Raw genomic sequence first — 26703 nt, 5'->3', positions numbered from 1 at the left:
CGAGCACGGATCGCTCACCAGTTCGGCCAGGGATCGGCCACCACCGCACGGCGACGTCGCACCGACGACGCCTGACGAGGGGACCCTTCGTGTTCGATTCCGTGACGAGCGTCGCGCTGCAGAGCGCACTCGACGGTCTGTCGATGCGCCAGAAGGTGATCGCGAACAACATCGCGAACATCAACACGACGAACTACCACGCCGAGAAGGTCCAGTTCGAGGACGCCCTGGCGAAGTCGATCGTGGACGGCGACGGTGCCACCACGCCGACGATGGCGCGCAGCCTCGAGCCGACGAACACGAACGGCAACAACGTCAACCTCGACGAGGAGACGCTGTCGAACATCGACACCGTGCTCCGTTACCAGTTCGCCACGCAGGCGATGAACTCCGAGCTCACCAGTGTCCGTGCGGCGATGCGGACGAACTCGTGACGACCTTCGACGCGATCGGCATCGCGAGCACCGGCCTGACCGTGCACCGGAAGTGGCTCGACGCCGTCTCGGACAACATCGCCAACGCGAACACCGTGAAGTCGATGGACGACACCGCGTTCCAGGCGCGCTACGTCGAGGTGCAGGAGGGCAACGGCGTCTCCGGCGCCTACGTCAAGGGCGCAGCGTTCGGCAGCGCCGCCGGCCGTGTGACCTACGACCCGGACAACCCGCTCGCGAACGAGGAGGGCTACGTCCGCATGCCCGACATCGACCTCGGCACGCAGATGGCGGACCTCATCATGGCCCAGCGCGGCTACCAGGCGAACGCCGCCGTGGTCGACCGTGCCAAGACCGCCTACGAGGCGGCACTGCAGATCGGGAAGAACTGATGCCCATCGACGCCGTCAACGGTGTGACCACCAACGCGATGACGAACGCCCTGACGAGTGTGTCGGGGACGTCCAGCGACAGCACGAACGCGACCGCAGCCGCCGGCGCGACCACCGACGGCAGCGGGTTCGCCGCGAGCCTCGGCAACGCCGTCGACGGGCTGCAGTCGCTGCAGAGCGACTCGAAGACCCTCGCGCTCAAGGCCGTGACCGGCAACCTCGACGACATCCACGACGCCACGATCGCCGCCACCCGCGCGCAGGTCACGCTCGAGCTCGTCTCCGCCGTCCGCAACAAGGGCGTCGACGCCTTCAACGAGATCATGAGGATGCAGGCCTGATGCCCGTCGCCGTCAAGAACGTCTTCGCGCGCCTCAGCGCCTACGTGAAGGGCTTCTCCGCCGCTCAGCGCACCATCGCGATCCTGGCGATCGCGGCGCTCGTGCTCGGTGGGATCGCCCTCGCGTCCTGGCTCGGCAAGGCGTCCTACGCCCCGCTCTTCACCGGCCTCGCCGCGGCCGACGCGAGCTCCATCACGGACCAGCTGCAGACCGACGGCGTGCCGTTCCAGCTCACCGACGGCGGCGCGACGATCCTCGTGCCGCAGGCGCAGGTGTACTCGGAGCGGCTCAAGGCGGCGTCGAACGGCCTGCCGTCGTCGAACGAGGGCGGCTACTCGCTGCTCGACGAGATGGGCGTGACGAGCTCGGAGTTCCAGCAGGACGTCACCTACAAGCGCGCGATGGAGGGCGAGCTCGCCAAGACCATCGGCGCGATGGACGGCGTGCAGACCGCCACCGTGCAGCTCGCGATCCCCGAGAAGTCGGTGTTCGTCTCCGAGGAGAAGGACCCGACCGCGTCGGTGTTCATCGCGACCGACAACGGCACGCAGCTGAGCACCGACCAGGTGCAGGCCATCGTGCACCTGACGAGCGCCTCGGTCGAGGGCATGCAGCCCACCGACGTGTCCGTCGTCGACGCGAAGGGCCAGACCCTGTCCGCTGTCGGCACCGGTGCGACCGGGAGCGGCGCGGACCAGGCCGCCGACTACGACGCGGCGACGAGCAAGAAGATCCAGGACCTGCTCGACACCACGCTCGGCGTCGGCAACGCGACCGTCGTGGTCTCCGGGACGATGAACCAGGAGTCCGGCACCCGGACGTCCGAGAGCTACACCAGCCCGACCTCGGGCCCGGTCGCGCTGAACGAGTCGAGCACCACCGAGGAGTACGGCGCCGGCGCCGGTGCGGGGACCGGCGCGACCGGGGTGCTCGGTCCGGACAACATCGCCGTCCCGAACGGCACCGCGACCAGCGGCGCCGGCGACGACGGGTACAAGAACGAGTCGGCGACGAAGAACAACGCCGTCGACCACACCACCGAGACCACGCAGATCCCCTCGGGCGGGCTCGACCGGCAGACCATCTCGGTCGCGCTGAACTCGAAGGCCGACGCCGTGCAGAACGCGAACCTGCAGAGCATCAACGACCTGGTGTCCGCCGCCGCCGGGGTCGACCAGAACCGTGGCGACCAGGTCAAGGTCGCGATGATGGACTTCGACACGAGCGCTTCCGACCAGGCCGCCAAGGCCCTCGAAGCCCAGCAGAAGGCCGACCAGCAGGAAGCACTGTGGTCGTCGATCCGCACCGCCGGCATCGTGATCGGCATCGTCCTCGCCGTCATCGCGATCATGCTCTTCGTCGCCCGTCGCAACCGGAAGCAGGAGCGCGAGGCCGTCGACCTCGGCGAGCTCGACGCCTTCGCCGGTGAGACGTTCCAGCTGCCCCTCGCGATGGACGGTGTCGACGACCGGGCGACGCTCGGTGCCGGCGACGCCCCGACCGCCGTCCTGTCGGCGATGCCCGGCGGCGACGCCCCCACCGAGGTGCTGACGACCGAGGAGATCACGGCCGAACGCCGCCGTCAGGACATCTCCGCCCTGGCCGAGCGCGACCCGAAGCGCACCGCCGAGCTCCTGCGCGGGCTCCTGGACGACCGGGCACCGGTGTGAGCGCCCTGGTGCCGAGCCCCGGCGGTGGGACCGGTCCGAGCGACCGTGCGCTGACCGGCGCGCAGAAGGTCGCGCTCATCCTCATGCAGATGGAGACCGACCGCGCCGCCGAGGTGATGAAGCAGTTCACCGAGATGGAGGCCGAGGAGATCTCCGCCGAGATCGTCCGGATGCGCCGCGTCGAGGACACCGTCGTCGACCAGACGCTGTCGGAGTTCCACCGGATCACGATGAGCGGCCGGCTGCAGAAGCGCGGCGGCAAGGAGACCGCCCTCGGGCTGCTCGAGGCGTCGTTCGGCGCCGAGCGCGCCGCCGGCGTGATGGACCGTCTGGCCTCGAACCTCGCCGGCCAGTCGTTCGACTTCCTCGACGACGCCGAACCCGGCCAGGTCATCTCCCTGCTCGAGGGCGAGCTGCCGCAGACGATCGCCCTCGTGCTCGCCCACCTGGGCCCCGGGCAGGCCAGCGCCGTGCTCGCCGGCATCGACGAGCGGGTCCGCACCGACGTCGCCCAGGCCTTCGCCACCATGGGCAGCGCGACCCCCGAGGCCGTCGGCATCGTCGCCGGTGTGCTGCGCCAGCGCGCCGGGGCCGTCGTGTCGCCGCGCGAGAGCGTCGAGGTCGTTGGTGGCATCGCGCCCCTGGTCGACATCATCAACCGCTCGGACGTCGCGACCGAGAAGGCCGTGCTCGAGGGACTCGAGGCCCGCGACCCGGAGCTCGCCGAGGACATCCGCTCCCGCATGCTCACCTTCGAGGACATCGTGAAGCTCGAGTCCCGCGACATCCAGCAGGTGCTGCGCGGCATCGACTCGAAGATCCTCGCGACCGCCATGAAGGGCGCAGCCGGGCCGGTCGTCGAGACCATCCGCGCGAACGTGTCCGAGCGCAACCGCGAACTGCTCGACGACGAACTGCAGGCCATGGGCCCGGTCCGCGTCTCGCAGGTCGAGGAAGCCCGTGCCGAGGTCGTCCGCTCCGTGCGCGAGCTCGAGGCCCAGGGCGTCGTCACCGTGCACCGTGCCGAGGAGGACGAGCTCGTTGACTGACACCGTCGTGCACCGCGTCGCCTTCCCGGTGCTCGCCGACCCCGCCGGGCGCGAGCGTGCGTCGAGCGCGGACGTCCGCGGGCACGCGGCCGGGTACACCGCCGGCCTGCGGGCGGCGCAGGCCGAGACCGACGCCCTGCGCGCCCGGCTGGAGACCGAGCACGCCGCGCGGATCGCCGCGCTGCAGGCCGACACGGCACGCCGGATCGCGGTCCTCGACGCCGCCACGAACGCCATGCTGTCCACGGTCGCACCCGTCCTGGCGGACGCCGAGGCGTCGGTCGCGAGCGCGGCGGTCGACCTGGCCGAGGCGATCGTCGGGAACGTGGTCCGCGCCTCCAGGCCCGCACACGACGCGACCGTCGTCGACGGTCCGGACGGACAGGGCAGCCGGGAGGCCCGGATCGCGTCCGGCGCCGAGGCCACCGTCCGGCGGGCGCTCGCGTCCGCCGACCGCACGGTCCCGGTGGCCGTCCGGCTGAGCCCGGCGGACGCCGCGCGCGTCGCCGGCCTCGACCTGCCGGTGCCGGTCGTCGCCGACGGCGCCCTGCGCGACGGCGACGCCGTCGTCGACCTGCCGGACGGCATGCTCGACGCGCGCATCGCCACGGCGCTCGACCGCGCCCGCACCGCTCTGGGTGTCGACGCGACGGGAGCCGACCGGTGACCGCCACGCTGCTCCGTCCCCGCGGTCTCGACGAGGCGCTGCTGCGGGCCGCACCCCAGCGGGTCGGTGTCGTCACGAGCGCCGTCGGCCTGGGGCTGACGATCGCCGGGCTCGACGCCCGCGTCGGCGAGGTCGTCACGGTCGGCGCCGAGGACGGCGAACAGACCGCGGTCGAGGTCGTCGCCACCGATGCCTCTGGCGTCCGCTGCATGCCGCTCGGCCGCCTGACCGGCGTGACCGCGGGCACCCCGGCGCGCCCGACCGGCCGCCCGGTGCTCGTGCCGACCGGATCCGGTCTGTTCGGCCGCGTGCTCGACGGGCTCGGCCGACCGATCGACGACCGCGGTCCGCTCGAGGGCCCCGGCGGCGAACCGGTCACCTGGGTCCCGCTCGACCACGACACCCCGAGCGCGATGGCCCGGACCCGCATCGACACCCCGATGCAGCTCGGCGTCCGCGTGCTCGACACCCTGACCACCGTCGGCCGCGGGCAGCGCATGGGCCTGTTCGCCGGGTCCGGCGTGGGCAAGTCGTCGCTCCTGTCGATGATCGCGCGCGGCAGCGACGCGGCCGTCAACGTCATCGCCCTGGTGGGGGAGCGCGGCCGTGAGGTGCGCGAGTTCCTGGAGGACGACCTCGGACCCGAGGGGCTCGCCCGCTCGATCGTCGTCGTGTCGACCTCCGACGAGCCCGCGCTCATGCGCCTGCGCGCCGCGTTCGTGGCCACCCGCATCGCCGAGTCGTTCCGCGACGCCGGTCAGGACGTCGTGCTCATGATGGACTCGCTCACCCGCGTCGCGATGGCGCAGCGCGAGATCGGTCTGTCGGTGGGGGAACCGCCGGCCACCCGGGGCTACCCGCCGTCGACGTTCTCGGTGCTCGCGGGACTGCTCGAGCGCGCCGGGACCGACCGGGTCGGCAGCATCACCGGCATGTACACCGTGCTGGTCGACGGGGACGATCACAACGAGCCGATCGCCGACGCGGCCCGCAGCATCCTCGACGGCCACGTCGTGCTCGACCGCAAGCTCGCGATCACCGGGCACTTCCCGTCGGTCGATGCCCTCGGCTCGGTGTCCCGCGTCGCTTCGAAGGTCACCCGACCCGAGCAGCGTGCCGCCGCCACCGTGCTGCGGAAGGTGATGGCCGCCCGAGCCGGCGCCCAGGACCTGCTCGACGTCGGTGCGTACCAGCGCGGGTCGAACCCGCTCGTGGACGCCGCCGTCGACCACCAGGGATCGATCGACGCGTTCCTGCGCCAGGGCATGGACGAGCGGGCGACCGCCGACGCGTCCTGGCAGCGCCTCGGCGGCCTCGTGCAGCAGCTGGGGGTGTCGTGATGGCCCGCCGTTTCCCGCTCGCCGGACTCCTGCGCCTGCGCCACACCGAACAGGACCGTGCGGCCGCCACGCTGGCCACCGCGAACGAGCGCGTCCGTGACGCGGCCGACGCCCGGATCGCCGCACGACGCAGCCTCGCTGACAGCGAGGACGCCCAGCCCATCCGGGACGCCGCCACCCTGAGCGCCGTCGCCGCGGCCCGTGCCGCGACCCGCGGGATGCTCGAGGAGCTCGACGCCGTGGTGCAGAACCGCCGTGCCGACGCCGACCGGGCACAGCAGGACTACACCGCCGCCCGTCGTGCCGCCGTCGGCCTCGAGAAGCTCGAGGGCAAGCACACCGAGCTGCAGGCGGCCGAGGATCTCCGGACCGAACAGAACGCCCTCGACGAGATCGCGGCACGACGCCGCACGGAAGGTGGTGCCCGATGAGCGTCGAAGCGGTGCTCTCCCGGATCTCGGAGATCCGGTCCCAGATCGACACGCTGCGCGGCGGGACGGCCACGGCTGCCCCGAGCGCGTCCACCACCAGCGGTGCCGCGGGGTCGGCCGCCTTCGCCGACGCCCTCGCCACCGCCGACGGCACGACCGGCGCGGCGACCGCTGCCGGTGCGACCGCCGCAGCGACCCCGACGGCCACCCGTGCGCCCGGGACCTCGGTCGACGCCGGGGCCGGCACCCTCGCCACCGGCAGCGGTGCCACCGGGGCCGACGTCGTGGCCGACGCGAAGAAGTACCTCGGCGTGCCGTACGTGTTCGGCGGGGAGACGACCGCGGGCATGGACTGCTCGGGCCTGGTGCAGACGGTGTTCAAGGACCTCGGGGTCACCATGCCCCGGGTCGTGCCGGACCAGGCGAAGATGGGCGTCGAGGTCGGTTCCCTGAAGGACGCGCAGCCCGGCGACCTGATCATCCCGAAGGGCGAGGGCCACGTCGTCATCTACGTCGGCGACGGCAAGGTGCTGCACGCGCCACGCCCCGGCAAGGACGTCCGGATCGTCGACAACTGGTACTCCGACGCCGACATCGCGACCATCCGCCGGATCGTTCCCGCACACGCGGCACCGGCGGCCATCACCGCGCCGACCGCCTCGGCAGCGCGTTCCGCGACCGACCTGCAGACCGCCGCGCTGCTGTCCATGATGCAGTCCGGGAGCGCCGCATGAGCCTGACCATCGCCACCCAGCCGTCCGTGCCCGCCGCACCGGGCCCCAGCCGGAGTGCGGCGTCCGACCCAGCGGCCGCCGGGTCCTTCGGTGCCGCACTGACCGCCGCCGTCGCGACCGAGCGACGCCCCGGAGACGGTGCCGCCGGGCGGGACGACGCCGACGGCCGCACGGCGGACGGCTCGGCCGCGACGCCGAGCACCGCCGCCACGCCGGCTGCGTCCGTGTCCACGTCGGACCAGTCGGTGCCCGCGAACGATTCCCCGTCGGTCGACGCGCAGGCGCTGCTCGCCGCCGGACTCGTGGCCGTGGCCGCACCCGTCGCGCCGGCGGGCCTCGCGAGCAACACGGGGGACCAGTCGGCCACCAGCGCTGCCGAGACGCCCGCCGGCGACCCACACGTCGTCGTGGCCGCCGCAGGGGCGACCGTCGGAACGACCACGACTCCGCCGTCGGTGGAGGGGGACGCCTCCACGCCGGTCCCGTCGACCCCGGCGCCGACCACCGCCCCCGCCACGGCGACCCCGCAGCAGGCACCCGCGACGAACGCGGCACGGGAGACCGCTGCCGCAGCGACGACGGGCCCGGCGACCACCGCCGCGGCGACCCCCGCCGTGGCGCCCGTCGGCACCGCGTCTCCGGCCACTGCCGCGACGACCGTCGCAGGCGCCACCCCCGCGGCGACCGCTGCCGTGGCGACCGCTGCTGCGACCGACCCGGCGACGACCGCCTCGACGGCCGCTGCGGCGATCGCAGCCCCCGCCGCCGGCCGCACCGCCGACGGTGACACCGCCACCGTGACCCCGGCCCAGGCGCCGGTCGTCGCGACCGTCGCTGCCCCGGCAGCCGGCACCGGCTCCCGAGCCGGCCAGGGGACGGAGCAGCAGGCGTCGACGCCGGGTGATCCGGGCCTCCCGGCCGTCGCCCCCAGCCGCGGTGGCGAGACGCCGTTCGTCATGTCGACGACGCCGACCACCGCGCCCGCCGCGGCGACCGCGCCGGCCCCGGCACCGCTCGCCCAGCAGCTGGCGCGACCGGTGTTCTCGCTCGCCCAGGCCGGGCCAGGCGAGCACGTCGTCACCGTGCAGGTCGTGCCGGACAGCCTCGGCCCGGTCACGGTCCGCGCACACGTCACCGCGCACGGCATGCACGTCGAGCTGTTCGCCGCGTCGGACGCCGGCCGCGAGGCCGTCCGCCAGGTCCTGCCGGACCTGCGACGCGACGCGGCCGGCACCGGTGTGAGCACCACGCTCGACCTGTCGTCCCAGAACCAGCCGCACGACGCGCCGGGTCGCGACGAGCGACCGGCCGCGCGTGCGCTGCCTGGCGACCCCGGCCTGGAGGCGCGGGTCACCCCGCGTACGCAGCCCGCCGCCCACACGCCCTCCATCCGCACCGCGGGACTCGACGTCCTCGCCTGATCCGGCTCACGAACAGGAACTCACCATGCCCATCGACGGCATCACCGGCAGCGTGGACCCGACCGCGCAGGCGGCGGCCCTGGCCGCCAACTCGACGGCCCAGAAGTCCCAGACGATGGACTCCGAGGTCTTCATGAAGCTGCTCGTCACGCAGTTGCGCAACCAGGACCCGTCCTCGCCGATGGACACCAACCAGATGATCAGCCAGCAGACGCAGCTCGCGATGATGGAGCAGATCACCAACCAGACCACGACGGGGAACGAGAACTTCTCGCTCCAGATGCGCATCGCCGCAGCGAACCTCGTCGGCAAGCAGGTCAGCTACACCGACGCCGACTCGGGCAAGTCCGTCACCGGGACCGCCTCGGCCGTGTCGTACGCGAACAGCGTCCCCACGGTCACCGTGAACGGGAAGGAGGTCGCTCTCGACGTGATCTCCGGCATCACCACCACCGCTCCGGCTCCCTGACGCCCAGGCCTGCCTTCCCCGTTCTTCCTCGTTCTTCCTCGTTCTTCCTCGTTCTTCCTCGCTCTTCCTGCCTCTCCGAAAGGACGCACCATGCTCCGCTCGCTCTACTCCGGGATCTCCGGCCTCCGCTCCCACCAGCAGATGCTCGACGTCACCGGCAACAACATCGCCAACGTCAACACCGTGGGCTTCAAGTCGTCGACCACCGTGTTCCAGGACACCCTGTCGCAGATGACCCAGGGTGCCGGCGGACCGCAGACCGGCATCGGCGGCACGAACCCGGCCCAGATCGGCCTCGGCGTGCAGGTCGCCGGGGTCTCCACGAACTTCTCCCAGGGCTCGGCGCAGGCCACCGGCAAGGCGACCGACCTGATGATCTCGGGCGACGGCTTCTTCGTCACCCGCCTGGGCAACGACACCGTCTACACCCGCGCCGGTGCGTTCGACTTCGACGCGGACGGCCGCCTGGTCACCGCCGACGGCAAGATCGTGCAGGGCTACCCGGCCACGAACGGCGTCGTCAACGAGAACGGCCAGCTGTCCGACATCACGCTGCCGCTCGACGCCGCGGCCCCGGCGGTCCGCACCACCGCCGCCACGGTCGCCGGAAACCTGCCGTCCGAGACCGCGGTCGGCCAGACCATCACGCGCGAGGCCACCGTGTACGACGCCTCGGGTGCCAAGCACACGATGTCGCTCGCCTACACGCGCACCGCCGACGGCTGGGACGTCACCGGGCGCAACGGCCAAGGCACCACGGCGACGACCTCGCTGACCTTCGGCACCGACGGCAAGCTGACCGCCGGCGGGACCCTCGCCGTCGGTGGGATCCGGGTCGACATGGGCGACCTGACCGGGTTCGCCTCGCTCAACACCGCGGCGATCGGTTCACAGAACGGCCGCGAGGCCGGCGCACTGCAGGGCTACTCGATCTCGAAGGACGGCACCGTCACCGGCACGTTCTCGAACGGCGCGTCGCTCGCGCTCGGCCGCATCGCCCTGGCCACGTTCGCGAACCCGGCCGGCCTCGAGAAGACCGGGGCGTCGGGCTACCGTGCCACCGCGAACTCGGGCGGTGCGACGGTCGGCGGTCCCGGCTCGGCGGGCGTCGGGTCGCTCGCGGCGGGGACGCTCGAGATGTCGAACGTCGACCTGTCGCAGGAGTTCACGAACCTGATCGTGGCGCAGCGCGGGTTCCAGGCGAACGCCCGCATCATCACCACCTCGGACGAGGTGCTGCAGGAGCTCACGAACCTGAAGCGCTAACGGCGGGCTGCGCTCGCGTCGCTGGCGCTCGCGTCGCTGGCGCTCGCGTCGCGGGCGCTTGCGTCGGCGGGCGCTTGGTGAGCAGGATCGGTCGGGTGCTGAAGGGGGACTCGACCGTTCCTGCTCACCATCGTTCGTGGTGCAGGGAGTTCGGCGCCGGGTCGTGACGAAACGACGCGTCGTGACGTCTCATCGGTGCGATGTGCGAGAACCACGACACCGACCACCAGTCCGACCACCGCTGCCGCAGCGTCTTCGACCGCTGGTGGTGCGATCGACCACGCGGCCACGACGGCGTGCACGAGTCGCGTGGTCCCGGCGGCCGCACGAGCTGGAACGACGCGCTGACCGGGCGGCGGCTCGGGGACGTCTGAGCTCGGGTATGGTCAGTACATGCTGACCATTGCCTCGCGGCACGACGTGTTGAACCGCCTCGGGCGGGCGCTCTCCGACCCCACGCGTGCGCGGATCCTGCTCCGGCTGCTCGACGAACCCGGCTACCCGGCGCGGCTCGCCGAGGAACTCGAGCTGACGCGGACGAACGTGTCGAACCACCTGGCGTGCCTGCGCGGCTGCGGGATCGTCGTCGCCGTGCCCGAGGGGCGTCGGACCCGGTACGAGATCGCGGACCGCAACCTCACCCGCGCGCTCGAGTCCCTGGTCGACGTGGTGCTGGCGGTGGACGTCGCCGATGACGGCTGGGTCGCGGACGCCGGCTGCGAGGTCGAGCGGTGAGCACGGTATCGGTGTCGCTCGCACCGGTCCGTGGCGGCGTGCTCCGGCGACGGATCAGGTGGATCGTCGCAGCGACCATCGCCTACAACGTGATCGAGGCCGTCGTGGCGATCGCCGCCGGCTCGGTTGCTTCCTCCACCGCGCTGATCGGTTTCGGGCTCGACTCGATCGTCGAGGTCCTGTCGGCAGCGGCCGTCGCGTGGCAGTTCGCCGGGCGTGACCCGGAGGCCCGGGAGCGAACGGCACTGCGGGTGATCGCGGTCTCGTTCTTCGGGCTCGCCGTCGTGGTGAGTGTCGATGCCGTCCTGACCTTCACGGGTGTCCGGTCGCCGGAGCACAGTCCGGTCGGCATCGTCCTGGCCGCGGTGAGCCTGGCGGTCATGCCGTTCCTGAGCCTCGTCGAACGGCGGACCGGACGCGAACTCGGTTCGGCGTCGGCGATCGCCGACTCGAAGCAGACGCTGATCTGCAGCTACCTGTCGGCGGCGGTGCTGCTCGGCCTGCTGGCGAACACCCTGTTCGGCTGGTGGTGGGCCGATCCGCTCGCCGGACTCGTCGTGGTGGTGTTCGCCGTACGCGAGGGACTCGAGGCCTGGCGCGGTGACGCGTGCAAGCAGCCGGTGTCGGCGCTGACGGGGGAGCGGGAAGGCGACGGCTGTGACTGCTGCTGACGTGTGTCAGGCGCAGTCGGTGATCAGCCGGCTTCGGCCTCGCGCACGTGGCTGACAGCATCGCCGACGATGTGCGCGATGTGCTCGTCGTGCAGCGAGTACACGGCGTTCCGCCCGATGCGTTCGACCTGCACGATGCCCGCGAGCCGCAGCGTGCGAAGGTGCTGGGACACCAGGGGCTGCGACAGTTCGGTCGCTTCGGCGAGGGAGCCGACGTCGGACGACCGGGAGATCAGCGCGGACAGGATCCGCAGTCGGGCGGGCGAGGACAGCGCCTTGAAGAGGTCCGCCGCTGCTTCGATCCCGTCTGACATGGACTCATGTAAGCGCACGCGCATACGTGCATGCAACACGACGGCCCCGACGCGGTGCGTCGGGGCCGTCGTGTCGGTGCTGGTGATCAGCGCTGTCGATCAGTGCTCGTCGTAGTGGTCGCCGTGCTGGGCGTGCTTGTGTCCGTCGTGGACGAAGTCGACGTGGTCGTCGTGCTGGACCGTCTCGTGGCCGCAGCCGTCCTGGTGTGCGTGCTCGGCGACGGTGTGCTCGGCGCTGTTCTCGTGCTCGGCCATGGTGACCTCCTGCTGATCGTCGGTTGGGATGCCCTCAGCGTAGGTCACACATGCAGAAGTTGCAATACATTTATAGATGAGAACCGATGTCAGCCCGGGAACCGCTGGGTCCCCGCGAGAGCCGACGTCGGCAGCGCGTCCCTGGGGATCGCGACTCCGGCGGTGAGTGCCGACGTCCACTCCGAGGTCGGTGCGACGGCGGCGAGGTTCGACTGCAACAACGCCATCAGCGTCCGGTGCACCGTCTCGGCGGACACGGCCCCGCCGGCGTTGACGATGTTGATCGCGCCCGTCGCGTCGGACAGCACCTCGACCGAGACGCCGAGCGCCTCCGCCTCGGCCGCCGAGGCGATGATGCAGTTGTTCGTCATGAAGCCGACCAGGGTGACCGTGTCGATCGACCGCTCCTGCAGCCAGGCGAGCAGGTCCGTGTGGGCGAAGACGGAGCTGAACTGCTTCGTGACCTGATGCCACTCGGGCGTCCGTCGCCGCTCGATCTCGGGGTGCAGGGCGAACGCCTCCGTCGTCGGGTTGAACACGGGAGCAGCATCGCCGGCGGTGTGCTGGACGACGACGATCGGCGTGTCGGCAGCCGTCGCGGCGTCGATCGCGTTCGTGATCTGCGCGAGCGCGTCGCGGACGGGCGGGAACCGGACCTCGAGTGGACCGCTGAAGTACTCCAGCTGGATGTCGACGAGGACGAGGGCGCGCTGGGGATCGGACACGGGAGCTCCTTGGGTCGGTGGGCGTACTCGACGATCCTCGTCCGTCGATGCCCTCGGTGCGATTGGCACGCGTGCATCGGTACGATGGATCCAGGCCAAACCGGAGGAGTCCCGCGTGCGGATCGCCATCTACGCCTTCGACGGCATCACGATGTTCCACCTGTCGGTCCCGCAGATGGTGTTCGACGAGGTCACCCGACTCGGGCTCGCCGACTGGGAGACTGTCGTCTTCTCCGACCGGCCCGGTTCGGTCCGGACCGCCGAGGGGCTGACGCTCGGTCCGGTTCAGGGGCTCGCCGCCGCGGCGGACGCCGACCTGGTCGTGGTGCCGTCCTGGACCGACGACGGCACCCGCCTGCCGACACCGACCGAGCGGGCGGTCGTCGAAGCACACGCGCGTGGATCGGTCGTGGTCGGTCTGTGCCTCGGGTCGATCGCGGTCGCCGGTGCCGGGCTCCTCGCGGGACGCAGCGCTGTGACGCACTGGCGCGAGGTCGACCGGCTCGCCGCCGCGCACCCCGACGTCACCGTGGACCCCGACGTGCTCTACGTCGACCACGGTGACGTGCTGACGTCGGCGGGCACGGCGTCCGGGCTGGACGCGTGCCTGCACGTCGTGCGGACGCGGCTGGGCGCCGAGGCTGCGAACCGGGTCGCGCGGAGCCTGGTCGTCGCGCCGCACCGCGAAGGCGGCCAGGCCCAGTACATCGAGCGGCCGGTCGTGCAGCGTCGCGACGACGACCCGGTGGCGACGGCATCGGCCTGGGCGGTGGAGCACCTGGACGAGGAGCTCGGCGTCGACCGACTCGCTGCGGCGGCCCACATGAGCCGCCGCAGCTTCGTCCGGGCCTTCAGGGTGTCGACCGGCACCACCCCCGCGGCCTGGGTACGGAGTCGCCGTCTGGACGAGGCCCGTCGACTGCTCGAGACCACCGGCCTGCCCGTCGACCGGATCGCCGCAGCGTGCGGGTTCGGCAACCCGGTCACACTGCGGCAGAACTTCGCCGTGGCGTTCGGCAGCACACCCTCGAGCTACCGCCGACGGTTCGACGCGCGGCCCTGACCAGGCGGCCGGGCGAGTGCGTTCCTTCCCATGACGGCTGTGTTGGGAACTGGAAACGGGCGTACCTGGTCAGAACGACAGACCGGGTACGCCCGGTTCGACCAGGTGTGCCCGGAGCCGCCCTACGACGACGTGGGCGGTGACGCCACCGACTCCATGCCGTCCAGCCGCGCCTCTTCCGCGTCGTACCCGGCGCGGACCTGACGCAGCACCAGGTCGTCGATCTCGTCGGCGTCGCGCAGGCGCAACAGCGTGTTCGCCTTGTGCTGGACGAGCGCCAGCTCGAGGGCGACCGCGTTGTCGTGCCGCTGCAGCGCGGGGTGGTCGTCATCGTCCCCCTCGCGGGCCTCGATCACGTCGAGGTGCGCCTCGTAGTCCTTCCGCAGGCGATCGACGGTGGCACGATCCGCTCCGGTCGACCGTGCCAGACGGGGGAGCGCATCGAGCGCCTCCTCGATCGCGGTGCGTTCGGCGTAGCGACGTTCCTCGCTGACGGACTCGTCCTCGGGCAGCGCGGCGCGACGCAGGACGGCCGGCAGTACGAGGGCCTGCCCGACGATCGTGACGATGACCACCCCGGCGGTGACGAAGACGATGAGGTCGCGCTCGGGGAAGTCGCCGCCGGACTCGAGGGTGCGCGGCACGGCGACGGCCATGGCGAGCGACACCGCGCCCCGGAACCCGGCGAACCCGCTGACGAGCCGGTCGCGGTGCCCCTCGCGCGGTTCCCCGCCGGTGCGTCGGGTGACGAGCCAGATGGTCCCGCCCGCGGCGTTGAGGAAGGCGAACCGCACGATGACGAGCAGCACCGCGACCGCGAAGACGATCCCGGTCCCGCGCAGCAGGTCGGCGGGGTCGAGTGCGCGTGCGGCGACCATCGCCTCGATGCCGACCAGGACGAACAGTGCGCCGTTGAGCAGGAAGGTCAGGAACGACCAGAACGCACGCACCTGCTGGCGGGTCTCGGCGCGGTCGAGCTTGGGGCCGACCTGGCTGACGACGATGCCGGCCGCCACGACGGCGAGCACGCCGGAGGCGCCGATGGCCTCGGCGGCCAGGAAGGCCGCGAAGGGCACGAGCAGGGTGACGAGGTTCTCGAGCACGACGGTGTCCACGCGCCGCAGCACCATCGTCCCGATCCAGGCGGCGACGAGACCGGCGGCGACCCCGCCGATGTACGACAGGACGAGCATGCCCGACACACCCCAGAAGGTGAGCTCCTGCGTACCGACGGTGACGGCCACCGCGATGCCGTAGACGACCAGGGTGGTGCCGTCGTTCACCAGGCTCTCGGCGCGGAGCACCGTGACGTTCCGCCGCGGCAGCATCTTCGTGAGCACGCCGACCGCGGTCGCGTCGGTCGGGGCGACCGCGGCGCCGAGCACCCAGGCCGGCCCCCACGGGATCCCGAGCAGGTGCAGCAGCACGGCGACGGCACCGGCGGTCACCACGACGAGCAGGGTGCCCATCAGGACGATGCCGCGCAGGTTCTTCCGGATCTCGCGGAGCGACGTCGTCAGACTCTCCCAGTAGAGCAGCGCCGGCAGGAACAGCAGCAGCACGGCCTCGGCGGGGAGCTCGACGTCCGCGAACTGGGGCACGAACGCCAGCAGCGCGCCGAAGACCAGGAGCAGCACGGGTGGAGCGATCCGGATCCGATCGGCCACGGCCGCCGTCAGTGCGATGGCGAGGCCGAGCACGACCACCAGTTCCGGTCCCAGCACGTGCACTCCGATCGTCGTCCGACCCGCCAGTCAACGCCGATCCACGGTGGATCCTTCCAGAACAGCCGAACGACGCGCCGCACCACGGCCGAACGACGCGCCGCACCACACCGCACGACGCCTCACGAACCGCCGCTCACACCGCCCGCGGCCGCCGCACCACCCGCCGCCACCACGCACGCCACGGCAGGGAACCCATCAGCGCCGACCCGATCACGACGGTCCTGAAGCACCCCACGACGACGCCCGGGATCGGCACGAGCAGACTCGCCCACAGCAGCACCGACAGGCTGTACACGCCGTCGAGGATCTCGAAGAGCATGAACACCACGAGCCCCCGCTCGACCACGACGGTCGACGCGGAGAGGTGGATCCGCCAGGCACCGCGGCCGACCCCGATCGACGCCGTGTCCGAGGCGCCGCCTCCGGCACCCGGACCAAGTGCCCACGACGCGGTCCGCTTCGACACGAGGTACGCGGCGATGCCGGCCGCCCCGCCGAGCGCGACCGGCAGCAAGGCACCGGCGGCCCACCCGGAACGCGACCCGACGAGCACGGAGGACACCACGACCCCCGTCGCAGCGGTGACCAGCGACCAGACGCGGGGTCGCGCGACGGAGGCGAGCCGCGCCTCCAGGCTGCCCAGCCACGACCTGCGGGACGCGCGGTCGGTGTGGAACAGGTACTCGGCGAAGACCTGCCGGATGAACGCGGCGCCGAAGGCGGCGAGGGCGGGACGCACCTCGGCCAGGTGCGCGGAGAACGAGCCGGCGCGAACACCGCCTGTTCGAAGGAGCTGGCCGGGTCGGTCGCGTCACCGACCGCGACGGCGGCCGGCGGCAGGAGCATCGCGAGCACGCCCGCGACGATCCCGAGCGACAGGAACAGCCGCCGGGCGGGGGAGTGCAGCCGCCGTCAGGGAGGGAGCGCACAACACCGGTGTTCGCGTGCTGAACCGCGGTCTGCACGTGTTCAACCGGCGAACACCGGTGGCTTGCGGGGGCCTTGCTCGCCGGAGCGTCAGTCGTGGAACGTCTCGATGGACGCGCCGAGCGAGTTGAGGCGCTCCTGGAGCTGCTCGTAGCCACGGGCGATGATGCCGACGTTGCGCAGGACGCTCTCGCCCTTCGCCGCGAGCATCGCCAGCAGGATCACCACGGCGGGCCGCAGCGCCGGCGGGCAGCTGATCTCGGCACCGGAGAAGTGCGTCGGGCCGGTGACGTCGAGGCGGTGCGGGTCACGCAGGGTGACGCTCGCGCCCAGGCGGGTGAGGTCGAGCAGGTGGATCGCCCGGCCCTCGTAGACCCAGTCGTGCACGAGCGTGGTGCCCTCGGCCATGGCTGCGATGACGACGAAGAACGGCAGGTTGTCGATGTTCAGGCCGGGGAACGGCATCGCGTGGATCTTGTCGATCGGCGCGTGCAGCTCGGACGGGTGCACCGTGATGTCGACGAGGCGGGTGCGGCCGTTGGCCGCGGCGTACTCCTCGCTGACGTCGAAGCGCAGGCCCATCTCGGCCAGGGTCGCGAGCTCGATCTCGAGGAACTCGATCGGTGCACGGGTCACGGTGAGGGTCGACGCTGTGACGATGCCGGCGGTCAGCAGGCTCATCGCCTCGACCGGGTCCTCGCTCGGCCAGTAGTCCACGACCTCGTCGATGCGGCTCTTGCCGGTGATGCGGAGCGTGGTGGTGCCGATGCCCTCGATCTGCACCCCGAGCAGCTCGAGGAAGAAGCAGAGGTCCTGCACCATGTAGTTGGGGCTGGCGTTCCGGATGACGGTCTCGCCGTCGCGGGCCGCGGCGGCCAGGATCGCGTTCTCGGTCACGGTGTCACCGCGCTCGGTGAGCACGACCGACTTGGTGGGGACGGCCTGGTTCGCGACGTCGACCTCGTACCAGCCGGAGGTCGCCTCGACGTCCACGCCGAACGGACGGAGCGCGATGAGGTGCGGCTCGACCGTGCGGGTGCCGAGGTCGCAGCCGCCGGCGTAGGGCAGGCGGAAGGACTCGTACCGGCCGCTGAGCGGGCCGAGGAACATGAGCACGCTGCGGGTGCGGCGGGCGGCGTCGGCGTCGATCGCGTCGAGGTGCAGGTCGTCGGGGGCGACGATCTCGAGGGTCTCGCCGTCCTCCGACCACGTGACGCTCGCGCCGAGGCTGCGGAGCACGTCGATGATGCGGTCGACCTCGACGATCCGGGCGACCTTGTGCAGACGGGTCACGCCGCGGTTGAGCAGCGAGGCGCAGAGCAGCGCCACGGCGGCGTTCTTGCTCGAGTTCACCGCGATGGAGCCGCTGAGCTTCCGGCCGCCCTGCACGCGCAGGTGGGCGCGCTGCGGCGCACCGCCGATCGAGACGATCTGCTGGTCGAGGGCGTCGCTGATGCGGGTGAGCATCTCGAGGGACAGGTTCTGCCCGCCCTGCTCGATGCGGTTGATCGCGCTCTGGCTGGTGCCGACGCGTTCGGCGAGCTGGGCCTGCGTCATGCTGCGGCCCTTGCGGGCGCCCCGGATCAGGGCGCCGACCTCACGGAGGGGTGCTGCGGTCGCCGGAGATGCCGGCGAGACGACGGTGGTGGTGTCGGTCATGCGCGCCACGCTAACACGCTCATGAGATAAACCGGTGGAAGATGGACACCCATTGCGCGTCCGGAGGTCTCGAATACGTCACAGTTGGGAATTTCGGGGACGAAACTGCTCAGGGATCGGTCAGGGTGCCCCGGACGATCGAGTTGCCGGAGTGCGCCGGATCGCCGTCGTCGGCCTCGGCCGAGACGTCGACGACCGGGAACTCCGCGGTGTCGACGCCGTCGGGCACCGTGAAGCGGCCCTGGTCGCCGTCGAGGTAGCCGACGCTCACCAGTCCGCCGAGGTCCGACCGCATCATCCAGACCTCGCGCAGCGGACCGGTGCCGGAGCGACCGCGCTCACCGTGCAGGTCGACGACGAGGGTCACCCGGCCGTCCTGGTCACGTTCGAGTTCGGCACGGCCGGTCGTCCCCGACCAACCGGGCAGTGCTGCGAGCTCGGTGTTCGCCAGGACGGTCTCGGTGTCGCCGCGGGGGAGTCCTGGGACGATCCCCGATGCCACACCGATGCCGAGGACGACGGCGAGGACACCGACGCCGGCGATCGCAACGGCGAGGGCTCGGCGACGACGGGGACGGGATCGGGTTCGGCGGGCCACGGCGTGGTGCTGCGCGTCGGACCGGGTGCCGGCGGGCGCCCCTTCGGATGCGCGTTCGGCCGCTCGTTCGGGTTCGGTCGCCGGCGCCGCAGCCTGCTGTGGCGTCCGGGCGATCTCGGCCGCGATCCGCTCCCACACGTGCTCCGGGGGCGCGGCCAACGTCACGTCCTCGGACGCGCGGGTCACCGCGGCGACCCGCTGCAGTGCGGCCACCTCGTCGCGGCACCGGTCGCAGGACACCAGGTGCTCGGCGACGTCGTCCGTCGCGACCTGGTCGGAGACCGCGAGCATCGCCAGCGTCTCGTCGTCGACGTGCTTCATTCGATCACCTCCAGACGTGTTCGGAGCCGAGCCAGACTTCGGTGGATGTGGCTCTTGACGGTGCCCAGCGGCAGTTCGAGCCGTTCGGCGATCTCACGATGGCTGAGGTCGTCGTAGAACGCCAGTCGCATCACGCGTCGTGGGACCTCGTCGAGCCGCTCGAGCTCGTCGGCGACGAGTGCGCGCTCGGCCAGGTCGAAGGCCGGTTCCGGCGCCGGGGTGGTCTCCTCGACCACGTCCGGGTCAGCGGCGCTGGCGTGCCGTCGACGCTCGTTCTGCGCGTCGGCGATGCAGTTCCGGGTGATGCCGACCAGCCACGCGCCGAGCGGGGCGCGGCCGGGGTCGTAACTCGTGCTGCGCTGCCAGGCCTTCACGAACACCTGCTGCGTGACGTCCTCGGCGGCGGCCGGGTCGGCCAGGGCGCGCAGGGCCAGCGAGTAGACGAGCGACGACCACCGTTCGTAGACGGCTCGCAGGGCGTGCTCGCCCCCGGCGCGGAACGCGTCCGAGAGCTCGCTGTCGTCCGGGAGGATGGTCGTCACGTCTTCCTGTCGCTGGCGCGGTCGTCGTCGACCACGATCCGATCGTAGGGGGCGGATCGTCGCCACGGTCAGGCCGGGACCGCGGTGACGACGAGGTTGCTCTCGTAGTGTCCGGTGGCTCCGTCGAACGTCCCGCCGCAGGTCACCAGGACGAGCCGTCGTGGTCCGTCGTCACGGAACACCTCGCCCCAGGGGAGTCCCCGCTTCTCGAGCATGCTGACGGAGTCGATCCGCCACGCGGTCTCGGCACCGTCCGCGTCCGTCAGGGTGATCCGGGTACCGGAGGGGGCGTCGCCGAGGCGTGAGAACGGGCCGGTGCCGTAGCCGACCGCGTCGACGTGGGCCGCGATGACGACGGTGCCCCCGGTGGACGACGGGGCGGCACCGAACCGGTACCAGCCCGCGGTCGCCGGGTCGGGCGGGAGCGCCATCGCGCCGTCCTCGTCGACCCCCTCGGGACGGACCGGCGCGCTGATGCCGGCGTGGTCGACGGTGATGGTGGTCGGGGCGGGGGCGTTCCGGATCGGCGGGATCGTGGCGGCCTGCTGCGGCACCTCGGTCGAGAACGCCGACGGGACCGGTGTGGGGGTGGTGGTCGGCAGGACGGACGGCTGCCCGCCGGGGGTGGTCCCGGCCGACGAGCACCCGGTCAGGGCGGCGGCCGCCACGGCGACGACGAGCGTCACCGTGGCGGACCGCACGGGGCGTGGCACGTTCAGCGGCGGGGCGCTGCGTGCCGGCGGCGGAGCACCACGGCCCCGATCGCGGCAGCGGCGGCCAGTGCGGCCGCCGCTGCGCCGACCAGGGGCAGGGGGCCCTGGTCGTTCGTGGCCACGAGACCGGCGTTCCCGGCGGGGACGCCGTTCGGCGTGCCACCGAGGTCAGCGATGGTCTGCGTGGCGAGGGCGAGGTCGTCGTCCAGGCTGCCCCAGGCGTAGACGATGGTCGACGAACCCGCGGTGACCGCGACGTCCGCCGGGCCGATCACGGGGTCGGTGGTACCGGTCGCTGCAACGCTCGCCGAGACGGTGCCGGCCGGCAGCTCGAGTGCCTGCTCGTCGGGGTTCGACAGGTTCGACACGACTGCCTGCCCACCGGCGAGGACGTCGACGGCCGGTGCGGCGGCGACGTGGCGGACGACCAGGCGTCCCTGGCCTGCCGCGACGGCCGAGGTGTCGTTGGTGAACACCGTGGCGGTCGGCGACCCGTCCGTGGCGTCGTGGGCGACGGCGGTGTAGTTGCCCCCCGCGTCGAACGAGACGTCCGCCGGACCGATGATCGGCTTCGAGGCGTCGGTGGCGTCCGAGGCGGTGATCGCGAGCTGGTGCGCACCTGCCGGCACCATCATCGGGCCGGCGAGGGTGCCCGGGGTGAAGTCGTCGATGGCACGCTCGCCGTCGAGGTAGACGTCGACGGTGACGTCCGGGACGGCGTGGAGGACCGAGAGCGTCGCCTCGCCGGTGGCGGCGGTCGCAGCGGTCGCGGGCAGTACGGCCGCGGCGGCGGCGAACAGGACACCGGCGCTGAGGCCGGTGGCGAGTGTCTTGCGCATGACGTGCTCCTTCGGGCCTGTCCGGGCCGGTGCGGACGACGTCGTCCTCGACCTCGTACCCCCACTACCGTCGGAGCACCCCGATCGGATGCAGTGACTTCCTGGGGATCAGCTGAGACGACCCGAACGCGTCGCTAACGCACCCGCCGCGTCCGCCGATAGTCCTCCGTGCAGGCCCACGGACGGGCCCGCATCCTGCCCCACGGACGGCGGCGGGACGATCGAGAACCAGGACGGGCCATGATCGTCGTCACACGACTGAACGGCAGCGGATTCGCTGTGAACCCCGATCTCGTGGAGCGCATCCAGGAGACGCCGGACACGACGCTCATCATGGTCGACGGCGCGAAGTACATCGTGCGGGAGTCAATGGCCGACGTCATCGACCTGATCGCGGCGTACCGCGCACGGATCGTCGGCATGGCCTACGGCACCGACCAGGCCTCCCGCTCGAGCACGAACACCGGCCCGCAGCCCACGCTCGCCCCGGTCGCCGCACTCCGCTCCACGCAGCACGGCCGCGCGCTGGACGGGGGTCGCTGACGTGGACATCGCAACGATCGTCGGCATCCTGCTCGCCTTCGGCGCCCTGTTCGGCATGGTCCAGATGGAGCACGTCGAGCTCGGTGGACTCTTCCTGCCCGCCCCGATGCTGCTCGTGTTCGGCGCCACCATCGGCTGCGGCATCGCCAGCACCACCCTCAAGGACGCGATCGCCAGCTTCAAGGCGGTCCCGAAGGCGTTCACCGGCAAGGTCACCCCGCCGGCGTCGGTCATCGACGACGTCGTCGGGCTCGCCGAGACCGCCCGCGCCAACGGCCTGCTCGCCCTCGAGCAGGAGGCCGACAAGCACGACGACCCGTTCATGAAGAAGGCGCTGCAGAACATCGCGGACGGCACCGACGGCGACGAGCTGCGGATCCTGCTCGAGGACGAGATCGAGTCGAACGCGGCCCCGACCCGGAGCGCGAGCGCGTTCTTCATGGGCCTCGGCGGGTTCGCGCCGACCGTCGGCATCATCGGCACCGTGGTCTCGCTCACCCACGTGCTCGCGAACCTCGGCAAGCCCGACGAGCTCGGACCGCTGATCGCCAGCGCGTTCGTCGCCACCCTGTGGGGCCTGCTGACCGCGAACTTCATGTGGCTGCCGATCGGCGGCAAGCTCCGCAAGCTCGCCCAGCTCGAGTCGGACCGCCAGACGCTCCTGATGGAGGGGCTGCTCGCGGTGCAGGCCGGCAGCCAGCCCCGTCTGCTCGGTGAGCGGCTGAAGGCCATGGTCCCGCCCGCTGCCCGCGCCGACACGGGCGGCAAGGGTGGCAAGGGCGGCAAGAAGGCCGACGCGGCCGACGACCAGCAGCTGGCGGCCTGACCGTGAGCGCCAACCCCCGAGGCCGCGGCCGCGGTCGCGCGAAGAAGTCCCACGACGAGGCTGAGCACCCCGACGAGCGCTGGATGGCGTCGTACATGGACATGATCACGGTGCTGATGTGCATGTTCCTCGTGCTCTTCGCGATGTCCACCGTCGACCAGGAGAAGTACATCCAGCTGAAGCAGTCGCTCGCCACCGGCTTCGGCGAGGTCGACTCGCAGAAGATCGACACCGCGAGCGGCACCGTCGTGACGAAGGACCAGGTCGAGGACGGCTCCGGCTACTCGACGGACAAGTCCCAGGCCGACCACTCGACCGCCTCGTCGGGCACGAAGGACACCAACGTCGACCCCGCGTCGACGGTGGTGCCGACGACGGCGACGAAGCAGGACCTCGCCGAGGCGAAGCGCGAGCTCGACGACCTGACGAAGCTCGAGCGTGCGATCCAGCGCAACCTGGCGAAGGCGGGCCAGACCGAGAACGTCCAGTTCACGGTGGACGCCCGCGGCCTGATCGTCCGGTTGATCGGCAGCGAGACGTACTTCGGCACGAACAGCGCGGACCTGTCCGACCAGGCGCGGTCGATCATGGACGCCATCGCGCCGGTGCTGAAGACCTCCGACCACGACGTCAGCGTCGAGGGGCACGCCGACCAGCGGAACTCGACCGCGCCGTACGCCACCAACTGGGAGCTCAGCGCCGCGCGGGCGACCGGGGTCCTGCGCGACCTGGTCGAGCGGGGCGGGATGCCCGGCGACCACGTGCAGAGCGTCGGGTTCGGGTCGAGCCGGCCACTGGCGAAGGGCGGCACGGACCGGGACCTCGCCCTGAACCGGCGGGTCGACATCGTGGTCCTGTCGAACGCCGACCAGGACGTCAGCGCCCTCATGCCGGCGCTGGCGAAGGCACAGGACGGAGCGCAGCAGGGCTGACACACACACAGGACGGAGCCCGGACGGCCTGACGCACGGACGACGCCACCGCCCCACTACGGGGTACAGCACTGACGGGTGCCCCACAGGTGACCGATAGACGCACCCGTGACCGAGACCCTGCCAGCACCCGAGGTGTACGACTTCGCGCGCCCGTCGACGCTGGCCCGTGAGCACGCCCGGGTCCTCGAGCTCGCCTTCGAGACGTTCGCGCGCCAGTGGGGCACGCAGCTGACGGCGAAGGTCCGCGCGGTCAGCCAGGTCACCTGCGAGCAGGTGCAGATGACGACGTACGACGAGTACGCCGCGTCGCTGCCCGCGCTCACCGGCATGGTGCTGCTGCCGATCACCGGCCTGACCCCGAAGGGCGTGCTGCAGGTCCCGCTCGACGCCGCGCTGACGTGGGTGTCGCACGCGCTGGGCGCCTCGAAGCCGCTGCCGACGCCGGACCGCACCTTCACGCCGATCGAGCAGGCCCTGGTCCGCAAGATCGTCGAGGACGCCCTCGAAGACCTCCGCTACTCGTTCGGCGGGCTGCTCGCGCAGGACGTCACGGTCGGCGGGTTCCAGTTCAACAGCCAGTTCGCCCAGGCCGCGCAGAAGGGCGACCTGATGATCGTCGCCTCGTTCTCGATCCGGGTCGGCGACCGCATCGCCCCGGGCACGCTGGCCCTGCCGGCCGAGGCCGTCCTGCCGCAGCTCGGCGAGGCCGCCGCGCACGTGTCGCCCGCCGACGCCCGAGCCCTGCTCGACGCGCAGCTCGAGAGCGTGCCCGTGGGCGTCAGCCTGCGCTTCGCCCCGGCCGCGGTCCTGCCGACGCAGGTCCTGCGGCTCGCCGTCGGCGACGTCCTGCCGCTGCCGCACCCGCAGCACCGGCCCCTCACCATCGCGGTCGACGGCGAACCCGTCGGCACCGCCGCGGTCGGCGCGAACGGCTCGCGCCTCGCCGGCATCGTCGTCACCACCACGAGCACGGAGCAGCACTGATGACCGAAACGACCACCCTCCACACCGCAGCGGCCGAGTCGCTCGCGGCGCAGCTCCCGACGGCCGCCCCGCTGAGCGCACTGCTCCTGCCCGGAGGCGCGACACCGGTCGTGCTCGACGCGGCGACGGACGCCGTCGTCGCCTCGTTCGTCGGCGGCCTGTCGGCCGACCTGGCGCTCGTGCTCACCGACCTCGAGGCGATCACGGCCGCCGGAGGCACCGACCACGGCATCGTGGCCGTCACGGACGTGCTGCGCCCGTCGCTCGAGGCCGCGGCCGGGGTCCTCGGCGTCGGTGTGCTCGGCGAGGCGAACCGCGAGTCGGCCGCGTCACTGCTGGCCGACCCGGACACCGTCGTGTTCGAACTGACCGCCGGTGGCCTGCCCGCCGGGTGGTTCGGCATCCGGATCCGCGAGAACGGCACGGTGTCCGCGCCCGTCGTGGCGAACCTGCCGGCCGGCAACCTCGGCCGGATCAACAACGTCGAGATGACCCTGACGGTCGAGATCGGCCGCACCCGGATGTCGGTCCGCGACGTGCTCGGCATGGAGCCCGGCGCCGTCGTCGAGCTCGACCGCAGTGCCGGTGCCCCCGCAGACGTCCTGCTGAACGGCCGGCTCATCGCGCACGGAGAGGTCGTCGTCGTCGACCAGGACTACGCGGTCCGGATCACCCGCATCCTCGACGTCGCCGAAACGGTCTGACCCGCACGTGGACACCCTCGTCGTCACCCTCCGCGTCGCGCTCTCGCTCGGCGTCGTGCTCGCCCTCATGTGGGTGCTGCACCGCGCGAGCCGCAAGCGCTTCTCGGGCAAGCCGTCGGGCCGTCGTGCGGCGACCGTCGAGGTCGTCGGCCGGCAGGGCATCGGCGGCAAGGCGAGCGTCGTCGTGGTCGACGTCGAGGGGGAGCGGCTCGTGCTCGGCGTGTCCGAGCACGGCGTCAACCTGCTCACCAGCGGGCAGGCACCCGCGCCGGAACTCACCATCGTCACCGGCCCGGTGGCGCTGCCGGTGCGTCCCGCCCCGTCGGCCGACGCGTTCGGTCGGGAACTCGCGCAGCAGTCGGACGCCACCCCGGGCCTCCCGGCAGGCACGGACGACGTGACCCGGGCGACCGACGCGACCAGCGCCGTCGCGCCGCTGCCGATGCGCCCGCGCAACCGTCGTCCGCAGCGCGCGGTGCCGAGCGCGCAGCAGCTGCAGGGCTCGATCCTGTCGGTCGACACCTGGCGCCAGGCCGCGGCCGCGCTGCGGAACCGGCGGGCCGGGTGACCGTGGCAGGGCCGCACCGGCTGGCACGGTCGGGTCGACTCGTCGCCCTCGTCCTGCTCGGCCTGGCGGTCGTGGCCGGGTTCCTGATGCTCACGACGACCGGCGCGCACGCCGCCGGTGTCGTCGAACCGACCGCCCCGGCGACCCCGACCGCCCCCGCGACCGGTGACTTCAGCGTCAGCGTGAACGGCCCGGACGGCACGCCGTCGTCGGCCGTGGTGACGCTCATCGGCATCACGTTGCTGAGCGTCGCACCCGCGCTGATGCTCATGATGACGTCGTTCACGAAGATCTTCGTCGTGCTCGCGATGACCCGGAACGCGCTCGGGCTGCAGTCGATCCCGCCGAACCAGGTGATCGCCGGACTGGCACTGTTCCTGTCGCTGTTCGTGATGGCACCGGTGCTCGGGCACATCAACGACGACGCCCTGCAGCCCTACCTGGCCGGGCACCTCGACTTCAACCAGGCCGTCGAGATCGGCACGAAACCCCTGCGGACCTTCATGCTCCACCAGACCCGCGACGAGGACGTCGCCCTGATCACCCGCGCCGCCGGGCTCGACAACCCGAAGTCGATGGCGGACGTGCCGATGACGACCGTGATCCCGGCGTTCATCATCTCGGAGCTCCGCAGCGCGTTCATCATCGGGTTCGTCATCTTCATCCCGTTCCTGGTGATCGACCTCGTCGTCTCCGCGGCCCTGATGTCGATGGGCATGATGATGCTCCCGCCGGTCATGATCTCGCTGCCGTTCAAGATCCTGCTCTTCGTGCTGGTCGACGGCTGGGGCCTCATCATCACCTCGCTCATCGAGAGCTACCACGTTGTCTAGGGGGCAC

General features: G+C 71.9%; 32 protein-coding genes and 1 pseudogene. 23 read left to right on the top strand and 10 right to left on the bottom strand.

What is annotated here, in order from left to right; genetic code table 11:
• Nucleotides 1–89 precede the first annotated feature (89 nt).
• From DEJ27_RS10130 to DEJ27_RS10065, 15 genes are all read left to right on the top strand, one after another.
• Complete coding sequence (locus DEJ27_RS10130) at nucleotides 90–434, top strand: flagellar basal body protein (protein ID WP_017886135.1); 345 nt, start codon at nucleotides 90–92, stop codon at nucleotides 432–434.
• Entirely contained in the window at nucleotides 431–826 is a 396-nt protein-coding gene (locus DEJ27_RS10125) for a flagellar basal body rod protein FlgC (RefSeq protein ID WP_071244596.1), read from the top strand. The genes DEJ27_RS10130 and DEJ27_RS10125 overlap by 4 nt, the downstream gene beginning before the upstream one ends.
• Nucleotides 826–1167, top strand: coding sequence for a flagellar hook-basal body complex protein FliE (fliE, locus tag DEJ27_RS10120; RefSeq protein WP_071244597.1), 342 nt, complete (start codon nucleotides 826–828; stop codon nucleotides 1165–1167). Before DEJ27_RS10125 ends, fliE begins: the two co-directional genes overlap by 1 nt.
• The gene (gene fliF, locus DEJ27_RS10115; protein ID WP_111090859.1) at nucleotides 1167–2837 is read left to right on the top strand and encodes a flagellar basal-body MS-ring/collar protein FliF; all 1671 of its coding nucleotides are present in this window, start codon (nucleotides 1167–1169) and stop codon (nucleotides 2835–2837) included. The genes fliE and fliF overlap by 1 nt, the downstream gene beginning before the upstream one ends.
• The gene (fliG, locus tag DEJ27_RS10110; protein WP_111090858.1) at nucleotides 2834–3886 is read left to right on the top strand and encodes a flagellar motor switch protein FliG; all 1053 of its coding nucleotides are present in this window, start codon (nucleotides 2834–2836) and stop codon (nucleotides 3884–3886) included. The genes fliF and fliG overlap by 4 nt, the downstream gene beginning before the upstream one ends.
• Entirely contained in the window at nucleotides 3879–4553 is a 675-nt protein-coding gene (locus DEJ27_RS10105; protein WP_111090857.1) for a hypothetical protein, read from the top strand. The genes fliG and DEJ27_RS10105 overlap by 8 nt, the downstream gene beginning before the upstream one ends.
• Complete coding sequence (locus DEJ27_RS10100) at nucleotides 4550–5893, top strand: FliI/YscN family ATPase (RefSeq protein WP_110863829.1); 1344 nt, start codon at nucleotides 4550–4552, stop codon at nucleotides 5891–5893. Before DEJ27_RS10105 ends, DEJ27_RS10100 begins: the two co-directional genes overlap by 4 nt.
• A complete protein-coding gene (locus DEJ27_RS10095) occupies nucleotides 5893–6324 on the top strand; it encodes a flagellar FliJ family protein (protein WP_110859838.1) in 432 nt (143 codons plus the stop codon). The genes DEJ27_RS10100 and DEJ27_RS10095 overlap by 1 nt, the downstream gene beginning before the upstream one ends.
• Nucleotides 6321–7058 carry a C40 family peptidase gene (locus DEJ27_RS10090; protein WP_110859840.1) on the top strand — a complete coding sequence of 246 codons (738 nt, stop codon included), beginning with the start codon at nucleotides 6321–6323 and terminating at the stop codon, nucleotides 7056–7058. Before DEJ27_RS10095 ends, DEJ27_RS10090 begins: the two co-directional genes overlap by 4 nt.
• Nucleotides 7055–8479, top strand: coding sequence for a flagellar hook-length control protein FliK (locus tag DEJ27_RS10085; RefSeq protein WP_110859842.1), 1425 nt, complete (start codon nucleotides 7055–7057; stop codon nucleotides 8477–8479). Before DEJ27_RS10090 ends, DEJ27_RS10085 begins: the two co-directional genes overlap by 4 nt.
• Before the next feature lie 25 nt (nucleotides 8480–8504).
• Entirely contained in the window at nucleotides 8505–8948 is a 444-nt protein-coding gene (locus tag DEJ27_RS10080) for a flagellar hook assembly protein FlgD (RefSeq protein WP_110859844.1), read from the top strand.
• 90 nt (nucleotides 8949–9038) lie between these two features.
• Entirely contained in the window at nucleotides 9039–10214 is a 1176-nt protein-coding gene (locus DEJ27_RS10075) for a flagellar hook protein FlgE (protein ID WP_110859846.1), read from the top strand.
• A 200-nt stretch (nucleotides 10215–10414) separates the two neighbouring features.
• The gene (locus DEJ27_RS17755; protein WP_181420035.1) at nucleotides 10415–10588 is read left to right on the top strand and encodes a hypothetical protein; all 174 of its coding nucleotides are present in this window, start codon (nucleotides 10415–10417) and stop codon (nucleotides 10586–10588) included.
• Between the two features lie 19 nt (nucleotides 10589–10607).
• The gene (locus DEJ27_RS10070) at nucleotides 10608–10949 is read left to right on the top strand and encodes a helix-turn-helix transcriptional regulator (protein WP_110859848.1); all 342 of its coding nucleotides are present in this window, start codon (nucleotides 10608–10610) and stop codon (nucleotides 10947–10949) included.
• Entirely contained in the window at nucleotides 10946–11620 is a 675-nt protein-coding gene (locus DEJ27_RS10065) for a cation diffusion facilitator family transporter (RefSeq protein WP_110859850.1), read from the top strand. The genes DEJ27_RS10070 and DEJ27_RS10065 overlap by 4 nt, the downstream gene beginning before the upstream one ends.
• A 23-nt stretch (nucleotides 11621–11643) precedes the next feature.
• On the opposite strand, the gene DEJ27_RS10060 is transcribed toward DEJ27_RS10065, so the two are convergent.
• The 3 genes from DEJ27_RS10060 to DEJ27_RS10050 form a co-directional block, all read right to left on the bottom strand.
• The gene (locus DEJ27_RS10060) at nucleotides 11644–11934 is read right to left on the bottom strand and encodes a helix-turn-helix transcriptional regulator (protein WP_110859852.1); all 291 of its coding nucleotides are present in this window, start codon (nucleotides 11932–11934) and stop codon (nucleotides 11644–11646) included.
• Between the two features lie 99 nt (nucleotides 11935–12033).
• Entirely contained in the window at nucleotides 12034–12189 is a 156-nt protein-coding gene (locus DEJ27_RS10055; protein WP_110860088.1) for a zinc transporter permease, read from the bottom strand.
• Nucleotides 12190–12278: 89 nt separating this feature from the next.
• Nucleotides 12279–12914, bottom strand: a complete 636-nt coding sequence (locus DEJ27_RS10050; RefSeq protein ID WP_110859854.1) for an isochorismatase family protein — start codon at nucleotides 12912–12914, stop codon at nucleotides 12279–12281.
• Nucleotides 12915–13029: 115 nt separating this feature from the next.
• Here DEJ27_RS10050 and DEJ27_RS10045 point away from each other — a divergent pair, with 115 nt between their 5' ends.
• Nucleotides 13030–13977 (top strand): GlxA family transcriptional regulator, encoded by a 948-nt coding sequence (locus DEJ27_RS10045; protein WP_111090856.1) that lies wholly within the window; start codon nucleotides 13030–13032, stop codon nucleotides 13975–13977.
• 122 nt (nucleotides 13978–14099) lie between these two features.
• Here DEJ27_RS10045 and DEJ27_RS10040 read toward each other — a convergent pair whose 3' ends face one another.
• The 7 genes and pseudogenes from DEJ27_RS10040 to DEJ27_RS10010 form a co-directional block, all read right to left on the bottom strand.
• Nucleotides 14100–15701: a Na+/H+ antiporter gene (locus DEJ27_RS10040; RefSeq protein ID WP_110860090.1), complete on the bottom strand. Its 1602-nt coding sequence runs from the start codon at nucleotides 15699–15701 to the stop codon at nucleotides 14100–14102.
• Between the two features lie 136 nt (nucleotides 15702–15837).
• A pseudogene (locus DEJ27_RS10035) lies at nucleotides 15838–16458 on the bottom strand (DUF475 domain-containing protein); the annotation flags it as partial.
• 263 nt (nucleotides 16459–16721) lie between these two features.
• On the bottom strand, nucleotides 16722–18290 hold the full coding sequence (locus DEJ27_RS10030) for a UDP-N-acetylglucosamine 1-carboxyvinyltransferase (RefSeq protein ID WP_176708770.1): 1569 nt from the start codon (nucleotides 18288–18290) through the stop codon (nucleotides 16722–16724).
• 109 nt (nucleotides 18291–18399) lie between these two features.
• Complete coding sequence (locus tag DEJ27_RS10025) at nucleotides 18400–19209, bottom strand: anti-sigma factor (RefSeq protein ID WP_110859860.1); 810 nt, start codon at nucleotides 19207–19209, stop codon at nucleotides 18400–18402.
• Nucleotides 19206–19751: an RNA polymerase sigma factor gene (locus DEJ27_RS10020; protein ID WP_110859862.1), complete on the bottom strand. Its 546-nt coding sequence runs from the start codon at nucleotides 19749–19751 to the stop codon at nucleotides 19206–19208. The genes DEJ27_RS10025 and DEJ27_RS10020 overlap by 4 nt, the downstream gene beginning before the upstream one ends.
• A gap of 68 nt (nucleotides 19752–19819) precedes the next feature.
• Complete coding sequence (locus DEJ27_RS10015; protein WP_146238516.1) at nucleotides 19820–20452, bottom strand: class F sortase; 633 nt, start codon at nucleotides 20450–20452, stop codon at nucleotides 19820–19822.
• A gap of 14 nt (nucleotides 20453–20466) precedes the next feature.
• Nucleotides 20467–21303 (bottom strand): DUF4397 domain-containing protein, encoded by an 837-nt coding sequence (locus DEJ27_RS10010; protein WP_110859866.1) that lies wholly within the window; start codon nucleotides 21301–21303, stop codon nucleotides 20467–20469.
• 240 nt (nucleotides 21304–21543) lie between these two features.
• Here DEJ27_RS10010 and DEJ27_RS10005 point away from each other — a divergent pair, with 240 nt between their 5' ends.
• The 7 genes from DEJ27_RS10005 to fliP all read left to right on the top strand — a co-directional run bounded on the left by DEJ27_RS10005 (nucleotide 21544) and on the right by fliP (nucleotide 26696).
• A complete protein-coding gene (locus tag DEJ27_RS10005) occupies nucleotides 21544–21846 on the top strand; it encodes a flagellar FlbD family protein (RefSeq protein WP_110859868.1) in 303 nt (100 codons plus the stop codon).
• A gap of 1 nt (nucleotide 21847) precedes the next feature.
• A complete protein-coding gene (locus DEJ27_RS10000) occupies nucleotides 21848–22672 on the top strand; it encodes a motility protein A (RefSeq protein WP_110859870.1) in 825 nt (274 codons plus the stop codon).
• 2 nt (nucleotides 22673–22674) lie between these two features.
• Nucleotides 22675–23604 carry a flagellar motor protein MotB gene (locus DEJ27_RS09995; RefSeq protein ID WP_110859872.1) on the top strand — a complete coding sequence of 310 codons (930 nt, stop codon included), beginning with the start codon at nucleotides 22675–22677 and terminating at the stop codon, nucleotides 23602–23604.
• Nucleotides 23605–23712: 108 nt separating this feature from the next.
• Nucleotides 23713–24591: a flagellar motor switch protein FliM gene (locus tag DEJ27_RS09990; RefSeq protein WP_110859874.1), complete on the top strand. Its 879-nt coding sequence runs from the start codon at nucleotides 23713–23715 to the stop codon at nucleotides 24589–24591.
• The gene (gene fliN / locus DEJ27_RS09985) at nucleotides 24591–25295 is read left to right on the top strand and encodes a flagellar motor switch protein FliN (protein ID WP_110859876.1); all 705 of its coding nucleotides are present in this window, start codon (nucleotides 24591–24593) and stop codon (nucleotides 25293–25295) included. Before DEJ27_RS09990 ends, fliN begins: the two co-directional genes overlap by 1 nt.
• A gap of 7 nt (nucleotides 25296–25302) precedes the next feature.
• Nucleotides 25303–25863 carry a flagellar biosynthetic protein FliO gene (locus DEJ27_RS09980; protein ID WP_110859878.1) on the top strand — a complete coding sequence of 187 codons (561 nt, stop codon included), beginning with the start codon at nucleotides 25303–25305 and terminating at the stop codon, nucleotides 25861–25863.
• Complete coding sequence (gene fliP, locus DEJ27_RS09975) at nucleotides 25860–26696, top strand: flagellar type III secretion system pore protein FliP (RefSeq protein ID WP_110859880.1); 837 nt, start codon at nucleotides 25860–25862, stop codon at nucleotides 26694–26696. Before DEJ27_RS09980 ends, fliP begins: the two co-directional genes overlap by 4 nt.
• Nucleotides 26697–26703 lie beyond the last annotated feature (7 nt).

The organism is Curtobacterium sp. MCPF17_018 (genome assembly GCF_003234135.1).
Taxonomy (GTDB): domain Bacteria; phylum Actinomycetota; class Actinomycetes; order Actinomycetales; family Microbacteriaceae; genus Curtobacterium; species Curtobacterium flaccumfaciens.
This window is presented reverse-complemented; position numbering and strand designations above follow the sequence as displayed.

Coding starts and splice junctions, on each gene's coding strand:
- fliN (WP_110859876.1), top strand. CDS start 24,591: ATGACCGAAACGACCACCCTCCACACCGCAGCGGCCGAGTCGCTCGCG.
- DEJ27_RS10030 (WP_176708770.1), bottom strand. CDS start 18,290: ATGACCGACACCACCACCGTCGTCTCGCCGGCATCTCCGGCGACCGCA.
- fliF (WP_111090859.1), top strand. CDS start 1,167: ATGCCCGTCGCCGTCAAGAACGTCTTCGCGCGCCTCAGCGCCTACGTG.
- DEJ27_RS10005 (WP_110859868.1), top strand. CDS start 21,544: ATGATCGTCGTCACACGACTGAACGGCAGCGGATTCGCTGTGAACCCC.
- DEJ27_RS10025 (WP_110859860.1), bottom strand. CDS start 19,209: ATGAAGCACGTCGACGACGAGACGCTGGCGATGCTCGCGGTCTCCGAC.
- DEJ27_RS10085 (WP_110859842.1), top strand. CDS start 7,055: ATGAGCCTGACCATCGCCACCCAGCCGTCCGTGCCCGCCGCACCGGGC.
- fliE (WP_071244597.1), top strand. CDS start 826: ATGCCCATCGACGCCGTCAACGGTGTGACCACCAACGCGATGACGAAC.
- DEJ27_RS10075 (WP_110859846.1), top strand. CDS start 9,039: ATGCTCCGCTCGCTCTACTCCGGGATCTCCGGCCTCCGCTCCCACCAG.
- DEJ27_RS10060 (WP_110859852.1), bottom strand. CDS start 11,934: ATGTCAGACGGGATCGAAGCAGCGGCGGACCTCTTCAAGGCGCTGTCC.
- DEJ27_RS10095 (WP_110859838.1), top strand. CDS start 5,893: ATGGCCCGCCGTTTCCCGCTCGCCGGACTCCTGCGCCTGCGCCACACC.
- DEJ27_RS10055 (WP_110860088.1), bottom strand. CDS start 12,189: ATGGCCGAGCACGAGAACAGCGCCGAGCACACCGTCGCCGAGCACGCA.
- DEJ27_RS10070 (WP_110859848.1), top strand. CDS start 10,608: ATGCTGACCATTGCCTCGCGGCACGACGTGTTGAACCGCCTCGGGCGG.
- DEJ27_RS10010 (WP_110859866.1), bottom strand. CDS start 21,303: ATGCGCAAGACACTCGCCACCGGCCTCAGCGCCGGTGTCCTGTTCGCC.
- DEJ27_RS10090 (WP_110859840.1), top strand. CDS start 6,321: ATGAGCGTCGAAGCGGTGCTCTCCCGGATCTCGGAGATCCGGTCCCAG.
- DEJ27_RS17755 (WP_181420035.1), top strand. CDS start 10,415: ATGTGCGAGAACCACGACACCGACCACCAGTCCGACCACCGCTGCCGC.
- DEJ27_RS10080 (WP_110859844.1), top strand. CDS start 8,505: ATGCCCATCGACGGCATCACCGGCAGCGTGGACCCGACCGCGCAGGCG.